This is a genomic window from Bradyrhizobium sp. B097 (assembly GCF_038957035.1).
Lineage (GTDB): Bacteria > Pseudomonadota > Alphaproteobacteria > Rhizobiales > Xanthobacteraceae > Bradyrhizobium.
On the sequence record NZ_CP152412.1, the window covers coordinates 9,095,305 to 9,108,014 of the forward strand.

Here is a 12,710-nt window from a genome sequence, read left to right on the forward strand (position 1 = left end):
GCCCTGCCTTTGTGTTGCCGCATGATGATCCTGCTCAAGATGGCGCCGTGCCCTGCTTGAACAATCCGACCTTCAAGTCCTTGGCGCGATAAATAATCTCGTCGTCCATGGAAAGCCACCCGTCGGCAATTCCAAGCACGAGCTTTGACCGCATCACGCGCTTGATATCGATGTTGTACACAACCTTGCGCGCCTGCGGCAGCACCTGTCCGGAGAACTTCAGCTCGCCGAGGCCGAGCGCGCGGCCACGACCTTCGCCACCGATCCAGCCAAGGTAGAAGCCGACCATTTGCCACATGGCATCGAGGCCGAGGCAGCCCGGCATCACCGGATCGTTCTTGAAATGGCAGCCGAAGAACCAGAGATCCGGTTTCACTTCGAGCTCGGCGCGCACCAGCCCCTTGCCGTACTCGCCGCCGGTTTGCGAGATCTCACTGATGCGATCGAACATCAGCATCGGTGGCAGCGGCAACTGGGCGTTGCCGGGACCGAACAGCTCGCCCCGCCCGCAAGCCAGCAAATCCTCGTATTCGTAACCGCCGCGCCGATCCAGCATCCTCTTTACACCTCTGATGTCCCGATGAAGCGCTTTGCTTGGTCGGACCTTAATCTACCCACGGGAACCGGAATATCCCGTCCCGCATCTTGGCGCTACCTGGGTACGCTACCGGCCTGTTATCTCTGCCGAAAGCGCATATGTGGTCCGCGCGCTCTCTAACATAGGGCCAACTGGGCGGCAAAGCGGCATTCCGATGATAAATTGCCGTTTCTCCTTAGGTTTCTACCGCAGCTTGGATTCGTTCTAGTTGCGAAAAACTTGCATCTGATGGGCATCCTTTTTATATTTAAGAGGAATATTGCCTGAGTTGGGTGCATAGAGTGGATATGAACGACGAAGTACCGGCTGTGAACGATGATGCCGTGCACCCGGCTGCCCGGGGCGCTGGGCACCACCCTGCGCTGACCGGTTGTCCGTGGCATGACGTCAACGAGATGCTGCAGTCTGCCGGCCTCCGGCCGACCCGTCAGCGCATGGCGCTGGGTTGGCTGCTGTTCGGCAAGGGTGCCCGCCACCTGACCGCTGAAATGCTGTACGAGGAAGCCACGCTGGCCAAGGTTCCGGTGTCGCTGGCGACCGTCTACAACACCCTCAACCAGCTGACCGATGCCGGCCTGCTGCGCCAGGTCAGCGTCGACGGCACCAAGACCTATTTCGACACCAACGTGTCGACGCATCACCACTTCTATCTCGAGCACAATCACGAGCTGGTCGACATTCCCGACCCGAACCTCGTGCTGTCGAAGATGCCCAACGTGCCTGATGGCTACGAGATTTCCCGTGTCGACATGGTCGTGCGGCTGCGCAAGAAGCGCTGATCCGGCCTTGGCGTCGATTTGAGTTGTGATGGCCGGGCTCGTCCCGGCCATTGTCGTTTGCGACGAAGAAGTTCAGTCCACCTTCTCGTCGGCGTAGACGCCCCACAGGCGTTGCTGCTCGATCCAGCCGTCGAACCCGTTGCCGGTGACCCGGCACCAGTTATTGGCGCATTTCTTGACCTGCGCGACGACGCCGGCCTGCAGGCGCGCCGCGATGGCGCTGGTGGCGTCGGGACGATCGTACAGCGAGGCCAGATCGTCCTTGTTCTTCATCGTGACGACCGCGGTGCGGCGGCCGGACAGCAGAGAGTGATAGACCCAGCCTTCGGCGCCCTCGGAATCGCGCACCCGGCGCCAGTTCTCGAACTCGGCGGTGATTTCGACCGGCAGCCCCGACCGCGTGTAGACCCAGGCGACGTCATTGTCCTTGGTCGGGCCGGCCCGGACGTTCACATGATCGGATTTCAGGCTGACATAGCGCGGAATCGGCAGGCCGCTGGTGGTGGGGCTCAAATCCTTGGCGGAATGTCCGGGGATGACCGACGCGCTCAGCATGCTCCCGACCAGAGCCACCAATGAACCGAAACGCCAGACCATCAACTCGTCTCCTGCCGAGATGCCCAACCCGCATTCGGCGAGCTGCAACCCAAACCCAAATTCAAACCCGTGCCCGAAGGCCCCTGCGCCGGCGCTGTTCGTTCCCTGCCCGCATCGATCCGAGGGGTTCTTGTCTTGGCCCGGCCTTCTGCTAGAGAGGACGGAACGCCTGAGAGCCAGAACACCCGAATTTCCCGTTGTCTCCCCTTGGCGACAGCCGGGGCAAGTATCGGGGAACCCTAGGAAACGCGAAGGAAACGCCGGGACAGCGCGGCTATCAGCAGTGTCGAACAACCGGGTTAATGAGGCCTCAACGGCTCGGTTTTTGGCGGGCCGCGCGCCTCATGAAAGCAGGACATGTCGGTGAAGAAAAAGCCTCTCGTCGTCGTCACCCGCAAGCTGCCGGACTCGATCGAGACCCGGATGCGCGAGCTGTTCGATGCCAGACTGAATCTCGACGACACGCCGATGACACCGGAACAGATCGCCGAGGCGGCGAGGACCGCCGACGTGCTGGTGCCGACCGTGACCGACATGATCCGCGAGGACGTGATCAATCAGCCCGACTGCAAGCTGAAGATGATCGCCAATTTCGGCAACGGCGTCGACAATATCGACGTCACCGCCGCGCATGCCCGCGGCATCACGGTGACCAACACCCCGAAGGTGCTGACCGAGGACACCGCCGACATGACCATGGCGCTGATCCTGGCGGTGCCACGGCGCCTGATCGAGGGCGCCTCGATTCTGACCGAAGGCAAGCAGCACTGGGCGGGCTGGTCGCCGACCTGGATGCTCGGCCACCGCATCGGCGGCAAGAGGCTCGGCATCGTCGGCATGGGCCGCATCGGCCAGGCCGTGGCGCGCCGTGCCCGCGCCTTCGGCCTGCAGATCCACTATCACAACCGCCGCCCGGTGGCGCCCATGATCGCCGAAGAGCTCGGGGCGACCTATTGGGAAAGCCTCGACCAGATGCTGGCGCGGATGGACATCATCTCGGTGAACTGCCCGCACACGCCGGCGACCTATCATCTGCTCTCGGCGCGGCGGCTCAAGCTGATCCGCAAAGAGGCCTATGTCGTCAACACCGCGCGCGGCGAGGTGATCGACGAGGACACCCTGATCAAGCTGATTGAAGCCGGCGACATCGGCGGCGCAGCCCTCGACGTCTATGAGCACGAGCCCGCGGTGAACCCGAAGCTGGTGCGGCTCGCCCGGGCCGGCAAGGTGACGCTGCTGCCGCACATGGGCTCGGCCACGATCGAAGGCCGCGTCGAGATGGGCGAGAAGGTCATCATCAACATCCGAACCTTCCTCGACGCCCACAAGCCGCCGGATCGCGTGCTGCCGAGCATGCTGTAAGTCGGACAATCGGTGTCGTCCCTGCGAAAGCAGGGACCCATACGCCGCGGCGGTTGTTGTTGAAGGGATTCGCCGTTCCGACATTGCGCACAACAGACACTCGTGGTTATGGGTCCCGGCCTTCGCCGGGACGACGATGTGGCTCTAGCCGCGAAAATATCGAAAACAACCCCATGCACAGTAGCCGGTGCGGCCGGCGCTCGACCACGCAACTTGAAACCAACACTCGCTGTCGTCCCGGCGCAGGCCGGGACCCATAACCACCGATAGTCATTGCTCCACCGTGCTGGAACGACGAGTCTCGCTCCCAACTTCCGCTGCGGAGTATGGGTCCCGGCTTTCGCCGGGACGACGGTGTGGCAAGGGTTTGCCTTACTTCTTCCGCCGCGCCTGCTTGCGCCAGTCGGCGACGAACGACACGAACGCGGCGAGCGCTGGGGGCGGCTGGCGGCGGCTCGGGTAGTACAAAAACGGCCCGTCGAACGGCGGACACCAATCGTCGAGCACGCTGACCAGCGCGCCGGATTTGACGCCGTAGCGGACATAACCCTCGAACGTCGCCCAATAGCCAACGCCGTCATGGACCGCACGCAACGCGAGGCCGAGGTAGGTCGCGATCAGCCGGGCCGGCGGCGAAACCTTCACGACGCGACCGTTCTTCTCGAACTCCCAATCGAAGATCGCACCGCTGCCGAAGCGGGTGCGGATGCAGGCGTGCTTCAGGAGATCCTTCGGGTGCATTGGCCGGCCGTGCTTTGCGACATGATCGCTCGACGCCACCACCGCGTAGCGCTGTTGCGCGCCGAGCGGAACCGCCACCATGTCCTGCGCCAGATGCTCGCCATAGCGCACGCCGGCGTCGAAGCCTTGCGCGACGATATCCACGAAAGCACTTTCGGCGACGATATCGAGATCTACTTTCGGATATTTGGCGAGGAACGGCGCGACCATCGGCGCCAGCACGAGATCGACCGCGGGCGGCGGCGCGTTGATGCGCAGCCGCCCCGACGGCTCGGCGCGCAGGCCGCGCACCTCGGTGATCGCGTCGGCGACGTTGACCATTGCCGGCGCAACGCGGGCGAGCAGCAACTCGCCGGCTTCGGTCAGCGCAACGCTGCGGGTGGTGCGGTTCATCAGGCGGACGCCGAGCCGCTCCTCCATGTCGCGCAGGCGCTGGCTGAGGCTTGAGACCGAGACACGCTGCTCGAGGGCCGCACGCCGGAAGTTGCGCGTGCGCGCCACCGCCACGAAGGCATCGAGGTCGCGAAGGTCGAAATCCTGCATTGTTCGATATAGTGAACAACCCATTCGGGATTGTCCAGCTTATCCCAAAAACCGAACCGGCCCATATCAGCCGCGTCATTGGCGGCGGATCATCCGCTGCAACGTTTTGGGAACACCACCATGGACACACGCAAACTCGGTTCCGCCGGCCCAATGGTCTCGCTGATCGGCCTCGGCTGCATGGGCATGTCCGACTTCTACGGTCCGACCGACCGCAGCGAGAGCATCGCCACCATCCATGCCGCGCTCGATGCCGGCATCACGCTGCTCGATACCGGCGACTTCTACGGCATGGGCCACAACGAGATGCTGATCGGCGAGGCGATGGAGAGCCGCAGCCGCGACAATCTCGTGATCAGCGTCAAGTTCGGCGCGCTGCGCGATCGCAGCTACGGCTTTCTCGGCTATGACTGCCGGCCCGTTGCCGTGAAGAACTTCGCCGCCTATTCGCTGCAGCGGCTCGGCGTCGATCACATCGACATCTACCGCCCGGCGCGGCTCGATCCCAATGTGCCGATCGAGGACACGGTCGGCGCGATGGCCGACATGGTCAAGGCCGGCTGGATCAGGCATATCGGCCTCTCCGAAGTGGGTTCCGACACCATCCGCCGCGCCCACAAGGTACATCCGATCGCCGATTTGCAGATCGAGTATTCGCTCATCTCGCGCGGCATCGAGACCGACATTTTGAAGACCTGCCGCGAGCTCGGCATCGGCATATCAGCCTATGGCGTCTTGGCGCGCGGGCTGATCAGCGGGCACTGGTCGAAGGACCACGGCGGCGCGAAGGATTTCCGCCTGATGAGCCCGCGCTTCCAGGCCGGCAACATCGACACCAACCTTGCGCTCGCCGATCGGCTGCGCGGCATCGCCGGCGAGATCGGCGCCTCTCCGGCGCAGGTTGCAATTGCCTGGGTCGCAGCGCAAGGCAACGACATCGTGCCGCTGGTCGGCGCGCGGCGGCGCGAACGGCTGACCGAGGCGCTCGGCGCACTCGACGTGAAATTGACCGCGACGCATCTCGCCACACTCGCCGAAGCATTTCCGCCGGGCGCGGCTGCCGGCGGACGCTACCCGGAGGAGCACCTCCGGCACATGGACAGCGAGAAGCCCGCGACTGCGTCCTGACCTCTACAGATGCCCGCTCAGATCGGTGATGGCAGGCGCATCACCATTGAGCGGGTTCTGCGGATCGCGCGCGTAGCGCAAGGTTTCGAACCGCATCGCGCGCGCATCCACCATCAACAGACGGCCGACCAGGCCCTCGCCGAAGCCGACGATCTCGCGGATCGCCTCCAGTGCCATCATCGATCCCAGCACGCCGGCGAGCGCGCCCATTACGCCGGCCTCGGCGCAGGCCGGCACCGTACCCGGCGGCGGCGCCTCCGGAAACAGGCAGCGATAGGTCGGGTTGAACACGCCGTCCGCATTCTTCTCGTGCGCGCGGATCGTGGTCAGCGAACCGTCGAACTGGCCCAGCGCGGCGGTGATCAGCGGCCGCTTCGCGAGGAAGCAGGCATCGGCGACGAGGTAGCGGGTCTCGAAATTGTCGGAGCCGTCGAGCACGAGATCGTAACTTCCGATCAGCGCCATCGCATTGTCGGCCGTGAGCCGCGTTGGATGCGCCTCGAACGCCACATGCGGGTTGAGCGCATGGATCTGCGCCGCCGCGCTGTCGACCTTGCGCTTGCCGATATCAGACGTCGTGTGGATGATCTGGCGCTGCAAATTGGAGAGCGAGACGATGTCGTCATCGATCACGCCGAGCCGGCCGACGCCGGCGGCAGCCAGATACATCAGCACCGGCGCGCCGAGACCGCCGGCGCCGATCACCAGCACGGATGCCTTCTTCAGCGCATTCTGGCCGGGGCCGCCCACCTCGCGCAGCACGATGTGGCGGGCATAGCGTTCAAGTTCGTCGGCACTCAGCATCTTGATGTCCTGCGCGCGCTTCCCTGAACCGGAGCGCGGTTGTTGCCGACCAAGCAGATGTGCTTAATTGCGTGGACGTCAATGGTATCAGTCATTTCTCCCGGATTTGTCATGAGATTGATGCTTTCGGCAACATTGATGGTCGCGGCCGTGATGGTCGCAGGCATGGGCGCCGCAAACGCCCAGTTGACGCCGCCGACGACGGCCGGGGCCAAGCCGAAGACGGTGACGACGGTGCCGGCTCGCCCCGCGCTGCAGAAGCCCGAGGATACCGCCAATGCGATGGCGCAGGCCGAGCGGCTGGCGCTGCAATCGGACCTCGCCTGGGTCGGCGAATATAACGGCGCGATATCAGGCGACGTCAGCGAGCGCATGGTCAATGCGATCAAGGAATTCCAGAAGAACCGCGGCGGCAAGCCGACCGGCGTGCTGAACCCGCAGGAGCGCGGCGTGCTCGCCGACACCGCGCGGCGGAAGCAGGAGAGCGTCGGCTGGCGGGTCGTCACCGAGCCCGCCACCGGAGCACGGCTCGGCATTCCCACAAAACTGGTGCCGCAGCTGACCAGCGACGCCTCCGGCGCCAGATGGACCTCGCCGACCGGCACCGTCCAGGTGCAGCTCGCCCGGCGCAAGGAAGCCAGCCTGACCACCGCCAAGCTCGCCGAGCAGGAGAAGAAGGAGCCGGCCGGCCGCACCATCGACTACACCGTGGTAAAGCCGGACTTCTTCGTGCTGTCGGGCATGCAGGGGCTGAAGAAATTCTATCTGCGCGGCACCTTAAGGGGTGACGAGGTGCGCATCCTCACCATTCTCTATGATCAGGCGATGCAGACCACCGTCGAGCCGGTGGTGATCGCGATGTCGAGCGCCTTCAACGCATTTCCGTCCGGCGTGCAGGCCGGGCCGCCGCCGCGCAAGACCGTCGAATATGCCACCGGCGTCGTGGTCAGCGACGATGGCGCTGTCATCACCGACCGCGTGGCGACCGACGACTGCATCGCGCTGACGATCCCGGGCTACGGCAACGCCGACCGGGTCGCCGCGGACAAGGAGCACGATCTCGCACTGCTGCGCATCTATGGCGCGCGCGGGCTGAAGCCGCTCAACGTCGCAGGCCAGGCGACGCAGACCGCGCTCGACATCACCGGCATCGCCGATCCGCAGAGCCAGGGCGGCGGCGCGGCCGCGAGCAGCGTCAAGGCCGCGGTTGCGCAACTCGGTGGCGGCGATCAGGCGCTGTCACCGCCGCCGGCGATCGGGTTCTCCGGCGCGGCGGCACTCGACGGCGGCGGCAAATTTGCCGGCATCGCAGTGCTGAAGCCTGTCATCGTTGCAGGGCCTGCGAACGCCGCACCGCCGGCACAGGCCGCTTTGGTGCCGGCCGAGACGGTGCGGAGCTTCCTGAAAGAGCACGGCGTCAACGCAGCGGGCGAGTCGGCGGACGCCAAGGCCGCCGTGGTCCGCGTGATCTGCGTCAGGAAGTGAATTTCACCTCGCCCCGCTTGCGGGTGATCCCGCAGAGCAGACCGGGTTCTGTCCATCTCGTCGTCCCGGCGCAGGCCGGCAACTGTTATGTTGGTTTGGTTTGCAGGTAGGGCTTTCGGTCTCGCATGATGGCATTGAGGACCGTCAGCAGCTTCCTGGCGACGGCGATGAGGGCGAGTTTGGCTGGTTTTCCGGCTTGTCGCAGTCGTGCATAGAAGGCCTTGAACGGATCAGCTCTGCGAACTGCGTTGAGGGCCGCCATATAAAGGGCGTCACGAACGCGCTTTCGGCCGCCCGCAATCTTGCGCTTGCCGCGGAAGGTGCCGCTGTCGACGTTGAAGGGAGCAAGACCAGCGAGCGCTGCGAGTTGCTTCGGTCCGACCCGCCCGAGTTCCGGCATCTGCGCGATGAGCTGCATGCAGGCCACGGGACCCACGCCGGGCAGCGAACGCATTAACTTCGCATCGTCCGCGATCTCCGCTTCGGCTTTAATCAATGCGCTGATGTCGGCCTCGATCTCGGCGATCTCGCGGTCGAGGACCTCGATGAGGCGGCCAATGCGTTCGGCCATGGCGCGATCGTCGGCCTCGCTGCGCCGGTTCTTCTCCTGGGCGCGCATGAGGACCAGCTGATCCCGCCGTTTTGCAAGCCTCGCCAGGGCGTTGCGTGCAGGATCGGCGACCTGCTCGGGGGCGGGCTGCATGGCCCGCGCAAAGGCTGCCAGCATCCGCGCATCGATCGGATCGGTCTTGGCGAGTAGGCCGCTCGCCCGCGCAAAGTCGCGGGCACGGGCCGGGTTGATCCGTGCGAAGCGGATGCCGGCCTGACGCAGCGCCTCGCGAAGCGCGAGGTCATAGATACCCGTCGCCTCGAAGACGACCAGCGCATCGCATTGCCAACGCGCCACCTGCTGTGTGATGGCCTGTGTCGCGTTGGCAATGCGCCTCGGCACGCCGTCAGCCTCATCAAAGATATCGAGGTATTTTTTGGAGATGTCGATTCCGACGTAACGAAGAGCTATGGTCACGGTGCCTGTCCCTGTGATGCGAGGTCTGTTGGCGCAGCCTCGTGCAACTGTTCAGGTTGATAGATGGAACGGGCGGGAGACCGAGCCGGCTCACGGCGTCAAGCGCCAAGGACCCAACGGCTTCCCGCCCACCCCATCATGACAGACTTCCAAGACACAGGGACCCATACGCCGCAGCAGGCGTTGTAGGCGGGACTCGTCGTTTCAGCAGCGCGTAACAATGACGGGCTGTGGTTATGGGTCCCGGCCTTCGCCGGGACGACGTTGAAGATGGTAGTGCTCGATTCAACCTGTCAAACAGCGTCGTCGGCGTCACCTCAACGCGAACCGCACCCCGGCGCGGGCGAGACCGCCGGCGATGCCGACCGGCGTGCCGTCGGCGCGCCAGCAGGCGGCGCCCGACATCGTGCCGTCGGCGTGGAACTGGATCGCATTCATGCCGCCGGCGACCGTCGGCACGACCTGCACCTTGTGGCCTTTCGCTGACAGCGCGGCGCGGATGCTCTCCGGTATCGCCTGCTCGACCTCCAGCGCATTGCCCTCGGTCCACACCCGTGGCGCCTCGACCGCCTCCTGCAGGTCCATGCCGTGATCGATCAAATTGATCAGCGCCTGCATCGCGCTCGGGAAGATGCGCTTTCCGCCGGGCAGGCCGAGCGCGTAAGCCAGTTTACCGTCGCGCAGCGCCATCATCGGCGACATCGAGGTGGTGACGCGCTTGCCTGCGGCGAGCGACAGCGCGTGCCCCGGCCGCGGATCGAACAGGTTCATGTAGTTGTTGGGCACAGTGCCGAGGCCCGGGATCAGGATCTTGGCCCCGAACAGATTGTTGATGGTCTGGGTGGTCGCGACCACATTGCCCATCGCATCCGCTGCGGTCATGTGTGTTGTGTGCGCGCTTTCGAGCTGGGTGACGCCGGCGCTCCAGGCCTGTGCGCGATCGGGATCGATCGCGCGGCGGCGCTCCTCGGCATAGGCCTTCGAGGTCAGCCGCTCCACCGGGGCATTGATATACGCGGGATCGCCGCTCGCGGCCGCGCGATCGGCAAAGGCGATCTTCAGCACCTCGGCAAGGTAATGGATCGTCTCCACCGTGCCGAAGCCGAGGCCCGCGATATCGTAGCCTTCGAGGATGTTGAGCATCTGCGTGACATGCACGCCCGACGCTGCCGGCGGCGGGGGCCCGAGGATTTCCCAGCCGCGGTAGTCGCAGCGGATCGGCTGCCGCTCGACGGTTTTATAGGTCGCGAGATCCTCTTGCGCGACGAAGCCGCCGTTGTTCTTCATGTAGTCGACCAGGATGTCGCCGAGCGGTCCCTGATAAAGCGCGTTGTCGCCATGATCGGCGATGTGTTTCAGCGTCTCGGCATATTCGGCCTGCACCACCCGCTCGCCCGGCTTCAGCGGGGTGCCGCGAGGCAGATAGATCGCCGAGATCGGCTTGTCCTTCAGCATCTCCTCGGCGCCGTCGGTGATGCATTCGTGTAAGTAAGGCGTCGCCGCATAGCCGCGCGCGGCATGCTTGATCGCGGGCTGCATCACGTCGGCGAGGCTCATGGTGCCGAATCGGCGCAGCGTCTCGCACCAGGCTTTCAGCGAGCCCGGCACCGCGACCGCCTTCGGCCCGTTCAAATTCTCGTTGCCGACAGTGTCGAACACGTCATGCGCCGAACCGGGCTTCGAGGTGTAGGTATCCGGCCGCACCGCTTTCGGCACCGTGCTCTGGCCGTCGATGAAGCGATGGCTGCCGTCGGCGAGGCGGATATGCGCCATGCCGCCGCCGATGATGCCGACCATCATCGGCTCGACCACGGTCAGCGTGAACAAGGTCGCAATCGCCGCATCGATCGCATTGCCGCCGGCCGCCAGCATCTCGGCGCCTGCGCTCGATGCCAATGGGTGATTGCTCACCACCATGCCGCGGCTGCTGGTCGCCGGTTGCTTCTCGCACTGAAAACTTGTCGCGGCGCGATCGCGCCAATTGCCGTTCATCGCCATTGTGTTCTCGTTTTTGAAGGAGCGATGGGCGCCATGTTCTGCGGCCTCGCAGGCGCGGTCAAGCCGTCGCGAATTCCCTCACGACGGCATTCGCAACTGGGGTCACGTCGCCGGGCGATCGCGCAGCCAGGCCTCGCGCGTGACCTTCCACTTCTCCGCTCTGGACTCGCCATTGTGGTGCGGAAGTTCGACGAAGCCGACGAATTCGGCGCCGGTCTTCTGCTTGACCCGGCGCGAGGCGACGTTGGACTGCGCGTTGCAGACATGGAAGTGATCGAGGCCGAGCGTCAGGAAGGCGAGGTCATTCACCGCGGCGATCGCCTCGGTCATCAGCCCTTGATTCCAGTAAGGCTCGGCAAGCCAGAATCCGCGATTGCCCTTGCGGCCGTCGGCGCGCGGCCGGAAATTGATGTTGCCGATCGCCTCGCCGTCACCGGAGCGCAACACCAGCACCCATTGATAGCTTTCCTCGCCGGCCGCGATCTTGTCCAGCTCTCGCTTGATGAAACTTTCCGCGCCGTCGTCGGGATACGGCCACGGCACCACCGTGGCGAGGGTCTTAATCACGTTCCAATTGTTGAAGTGTCGCTGGATGGCAGCGGCATCCGACAGCGCAAGCGGCCGCAGGATCAGGCGTCGCGTCTCGATGCGCGGCGTCGCGAACATGTTACTTCTGGCACTTCGGGCACCAGAACGTGGAGCGCCCGTTCTGGGTGAAGCGCCTGACGATGCCCTCGCAGCCCGATGTGCGGCACTTCTCGCCTTCGCGGTCGTAGACCTGGAACGAATGCTGGAAGTAGCCGAGATCGCCGTTGGTCAATCGATGGTCGCTGATCGAGGAGCCGCCGGCCTTGATCGCCTGGTTGAGCACCGAATGGATCGCGTCGACCAACCGTTTGGAATGGTCGGTGGGCTCGGCCTTCTTCGTTGCAAGCGTCGCGGCCAATCGCCGCGGCGACAAATGCGAGCGAAACAGCGCCTCGCAGACATAGATGTTACCAAGTCCCGCCACCACGCGCTGATCGAGCAGCGCGGCCTTCAGGCTGGTCTTCTTGTTGCGGCACGAGCGCGCCAGCATCGCCGCGTCGAATTCGTTGCCGAGCGGCTCCGGTCCGAGCCCCTTCAACAACGGTTCGTCCTCGATCGCGTTGCGGGCGATGATCTTCATGTAGCCGAAGCGCCGCGGATCGTTGAAGACGACGGCCGCGCCGGACGACATGTGGAACACGACATGATCGTGCGCGCGATCCTCGCTGCGCGGATGGTGAAACTGTCCCGGCGCCGCCGCGCCCTCCTGCTTCAGCACGCGGAACGAGCCCGACATGCCCAGATGCATCAGCAGCACGTCGCCGGAGTTCAGGTCCGCCATCAGATATTTGGCACGGCGGCCGAGCCCGGTGATGGTCTGGCCCTCGAGGCGGGCGATAAAGTCTTTTTGAAACGGAAACCGCAAATCCTTGCGGCGGGCCTCGGCCTTGAGGATTTTGGACCCTTCCATGGCCGGTTGCAGGCCGCGGCGGACGGTCTCGACTTCGGGTAATTCCGGCATGGTAGGCATTCACCTTTTGGAAGTGACGTGATAGCGCCATTGCGGCCGCCGCGCTATGGTCCGGCTGGAGCGTTTTCGAGCGAAGCGGGCACCGGTTCG

The 12,710-nt window shown here is 64.6% G+C and carries 12 protein-coding genes; 4 read left to right on the forward strand and 8 right to left on the reverse strand.

Annotated elements, in window-relative coordinates; translation table 11 throughout:
- Positions 1 to 34: 34 nt before the first annotated feature.
- Positions 35 to 556 carry a bifunctional 3-hydroxydecanoyl-ACP dehydratase/trans-2-decenoyl-ACP isomerase gene (gene fabA, locus AAFG07_RS41845; RefSeq protein WP_342725356.1) on the reverse strand — a complete coding sequence of 174 codons (522 nt, stop codon included), beginning with the start codon at positions 554 to 556 and terminating at the stop codon, positions 35 to 37.
- 329 nt (positions 557 to 885) lie between these two features.
- Between fabA and irrA the strand changes: the two genes are divergently transcribed.
- Positions 886 to 1,377 (forward strand): iron response transcriptional regulator IrrA, encoded by a 492-nt coding sequence (irrA, locus tag AAFG07_RS41850; RefSeq protein WP_163156898.1) that lies wholly within the window; start codon positions 886 to 888, stop codon positions 1,375 to 1,377.
- Between the two features lie 72 nt (positions 1,378 to 1,449).
- Here irrA and AAFG07_RS41855 read toward each other — a convergent pair whose 3' ends face one another.
- Complete coding sequence (locus tag AAFG07_RS41855; RefSeq protein WP_092126361.1) at positions 1,450 to 1,977, reverse strand: SH3 domain-containing protein; 528 nt, start codon at positions 1,975 to 1,977, stop codon at positions 1,450 to 1,452.
- A gap of 354 nt (positions 1,978 to 2,331) precedes the next feature.
- Between AAFG07_RS41855 and AAFG07_RS41860 the strand changes: the two genes are divergently transcribed.
- Positions 2,332 to 3,336: a D-glycerate dehydrogenase gene (locus tag AAFG07_RS41860; protein WP_342725357.1), complete on the forward strand. Its 1,005-nt coding sequence runs from the start codon at positions 2,332 to 2,334 to the stop codon at positions 3,334 to 3,336.
- A 372-nt stretch (positions 3,337 to 3,708) separates the two neighbouring features.
- Here the strand turns inward: AAFG07_RS41860 and AAFG07_RS41865 are convergent, their stop codons facing one another.
- Complete coding sequence (locus AAFG07_RS41865) at positions 3,709 to 4,620, reverse strand: LysR family transcriptional regulator (RefSeq protein ID WP_342725358.1); 912 nt, start codon at positions 4,618 to 4,620, stop codon at positions 3,709 to 3,711.
- A 120-nt stretch (positions 4,621 to 4,740) separates the two neighbouring features.
- Between AAFG07_RS41865 and AAFG07_RS41870 the strand changes: the two genes are divergently transcribed.
- Positions 4,741 to 5,748 carry an aldo/keto reductase gene (locus AAFG07_RS41870; RefSeq protein WP_342725359.1) on the forward strand — a complete coding sequence of 336 codons (1,008 nt, stop codon included), beginning with the start codon at positions 4,741 to 4,743 and terminating at the stop codon, positions 5,746 to 5,748.
- A 3-nt stretch (positions 5,749 to 5,751) separates the two neighbouring features.
- Here the strand turns inward: AAFG07_RS41870 and moeB are convergent, their stop codons facing one another.
- A complete protein-coding gene (moeB, locus tag AAFG07_RS41875; RefSeq protein WP_342725360.1) occupies positions 5,752 to 6,552 on the reverse strand; it encodes a molybdopterin-synthase adenylyltransferase MoeB in 801 nt (266 codons plus the stop codon).
- 111 nt (positions 6,553 to 6,663) lie between these two features.
- On the opposite strand from moeB, the gene AAFG07_RS41880 reads away from it, so the two are divergent.
- On the forward strand, positions 6,664 to 8,037 hold the full coding sequence (locus AAFG07_RS41880; RefSeq protein WP_342725361.1) for a peptidoglycan-binding protein: 1,374 nt from the start codon (positions 6,664 to 6,666) through the stop codon (positions 8,035 to 8,037).
- An 85-nt stretch (positions 8,038 to 8,122) separates the two neighbouring features.
- On the opposite strand, the gene AAFG07_RS41885 is transcribed toward AAFG07_RS41880, so the two are convergent.
- From AAFG07_RS41885 to mutM, 4 genes are all read right to left on the reverse strand, one after another.
- Positions 8,123 to 9,064: a transposase gene (locus AAFG07_RS41885; RefSeq protein WP_342725362.1), complete on the reverse strand. Its 942-nt coding sequence runs from the start codon at positions 9,062 to 9,064 to the stop codon at positions 8,123 to 8,125.
- 312 nt (positions 9,065 to 9,376) lie between these two features.
- Complete coding sequence (gene ggt / locus AAFG07_RS41890; protein ID WP_342729400.1) at positions 9,377 to 11,056, reverse strand: gamma-glutamyltransferase; 1,680 nt, start codon at positions 11,054 to 11,056, stop codon at positions 9,377 to 9,379.
- Between the two features lie 108 nt (positions 11,057 to 11,164).
- Entirely contained in the window at positions 11,165 to 11,728 is a 564-nt protein-coding gene (locus tag AAFG07_RS41895) for a GNAT family N-acetyltransferase (protein WP_342725363.1), read from the reverse strand.
- Position 11,729: 1 nt separating this feature from the next.
- Entirely contained in the window at positions 11,730 to 12,611 is an 882-nt protein-coding gene (gene mutM, locus AAFG07_RS41900; protein WP_342725364.1) for a bifunctional DNA-formamidopyrimidine glycosylase/DNA-(apurinic or apyrimidinic site) lyase, read from the reverse strand.
- Between the last annotated feature and the right edge of the window lie 99 nt (positions 12,612 to 12,710).

What these genes read in the sequence shown, in the direction of transcription:
- fabA (WP_342725356.1), bottom strand. Translation starts at nt 556, where the DNA reads ATGCTGGATCGGCGCGGCGGTTACGAATACGAGGATTTGCTGGCTTGC.
- irrA (WP_163156898.1), top strand. Translation starts at nt 886, where the DNA reads ATGAACGACGAAGTACCGGCTGTGAACGATGATGCCGTGCACCCGGCT.
- AAFG07_RS41860 (WP_342725357.1), top strand. Translation starts at nt 2,332, where the DNA reads ATGTCGGTGAAGAAAAAGCCTCTCGTCGTCGTCACCCGCAAGCTGCCG.
- AAFG07_RS41865 (WP_342725358.1), bottom strand. Translation starts at nt 4,620, where the DNA reads ATGCAGGATTTCGACCTTCGCGACCTCGATGCCTTCGTGGCGGTGGCG.
- AAFG07_RS41870 (WP_342725359.1), top strand. Translation starts at nt 4,741, where the DNA reads ATGGACACACGCAAACTCGGTTCCGCCGGCCCAATGGTCTCGCTGATC.
- moeB (WP_342725360.1), bottom strand. Translation starts at nt 6,552, where the DNA reads ATGCTGAGTGCCGACGAACTTGAACGCTATGCCCGCCACATCGTGCTG.
- AAFG07_RS41880 (WP_342725361.1), top strand. Translation starts at nt 6,664, where the DNA reads ATGAGATTGATGCTTTCGGCAACATTGATGGTCGCGGCCGTGATGGTC.
- ggt (WP_342729400.1), bottom strand. Translation starts at nt 11,056, where the DNA reads ATGAACGGCAATTGGCGCGATCGCGCCGCGACAAGTTTTCAGTGCGAG.
- AAFG07_RS41895 (WP_342725363.1), bottom strand. Translation starts at nt 11,728, where the DNA reads ATGTTCGCGACGCCGCGCATCGAGACGCGACGCCTGATCCTGCGGCCG.
- mutM (WP_342725364.1), bottom strand. Translation starts at nt 12,611, where the DNA reads ATGCCGGAATTACCCGAAGTCGAGACCGTCCGCCGCGGCCTGCAACCG.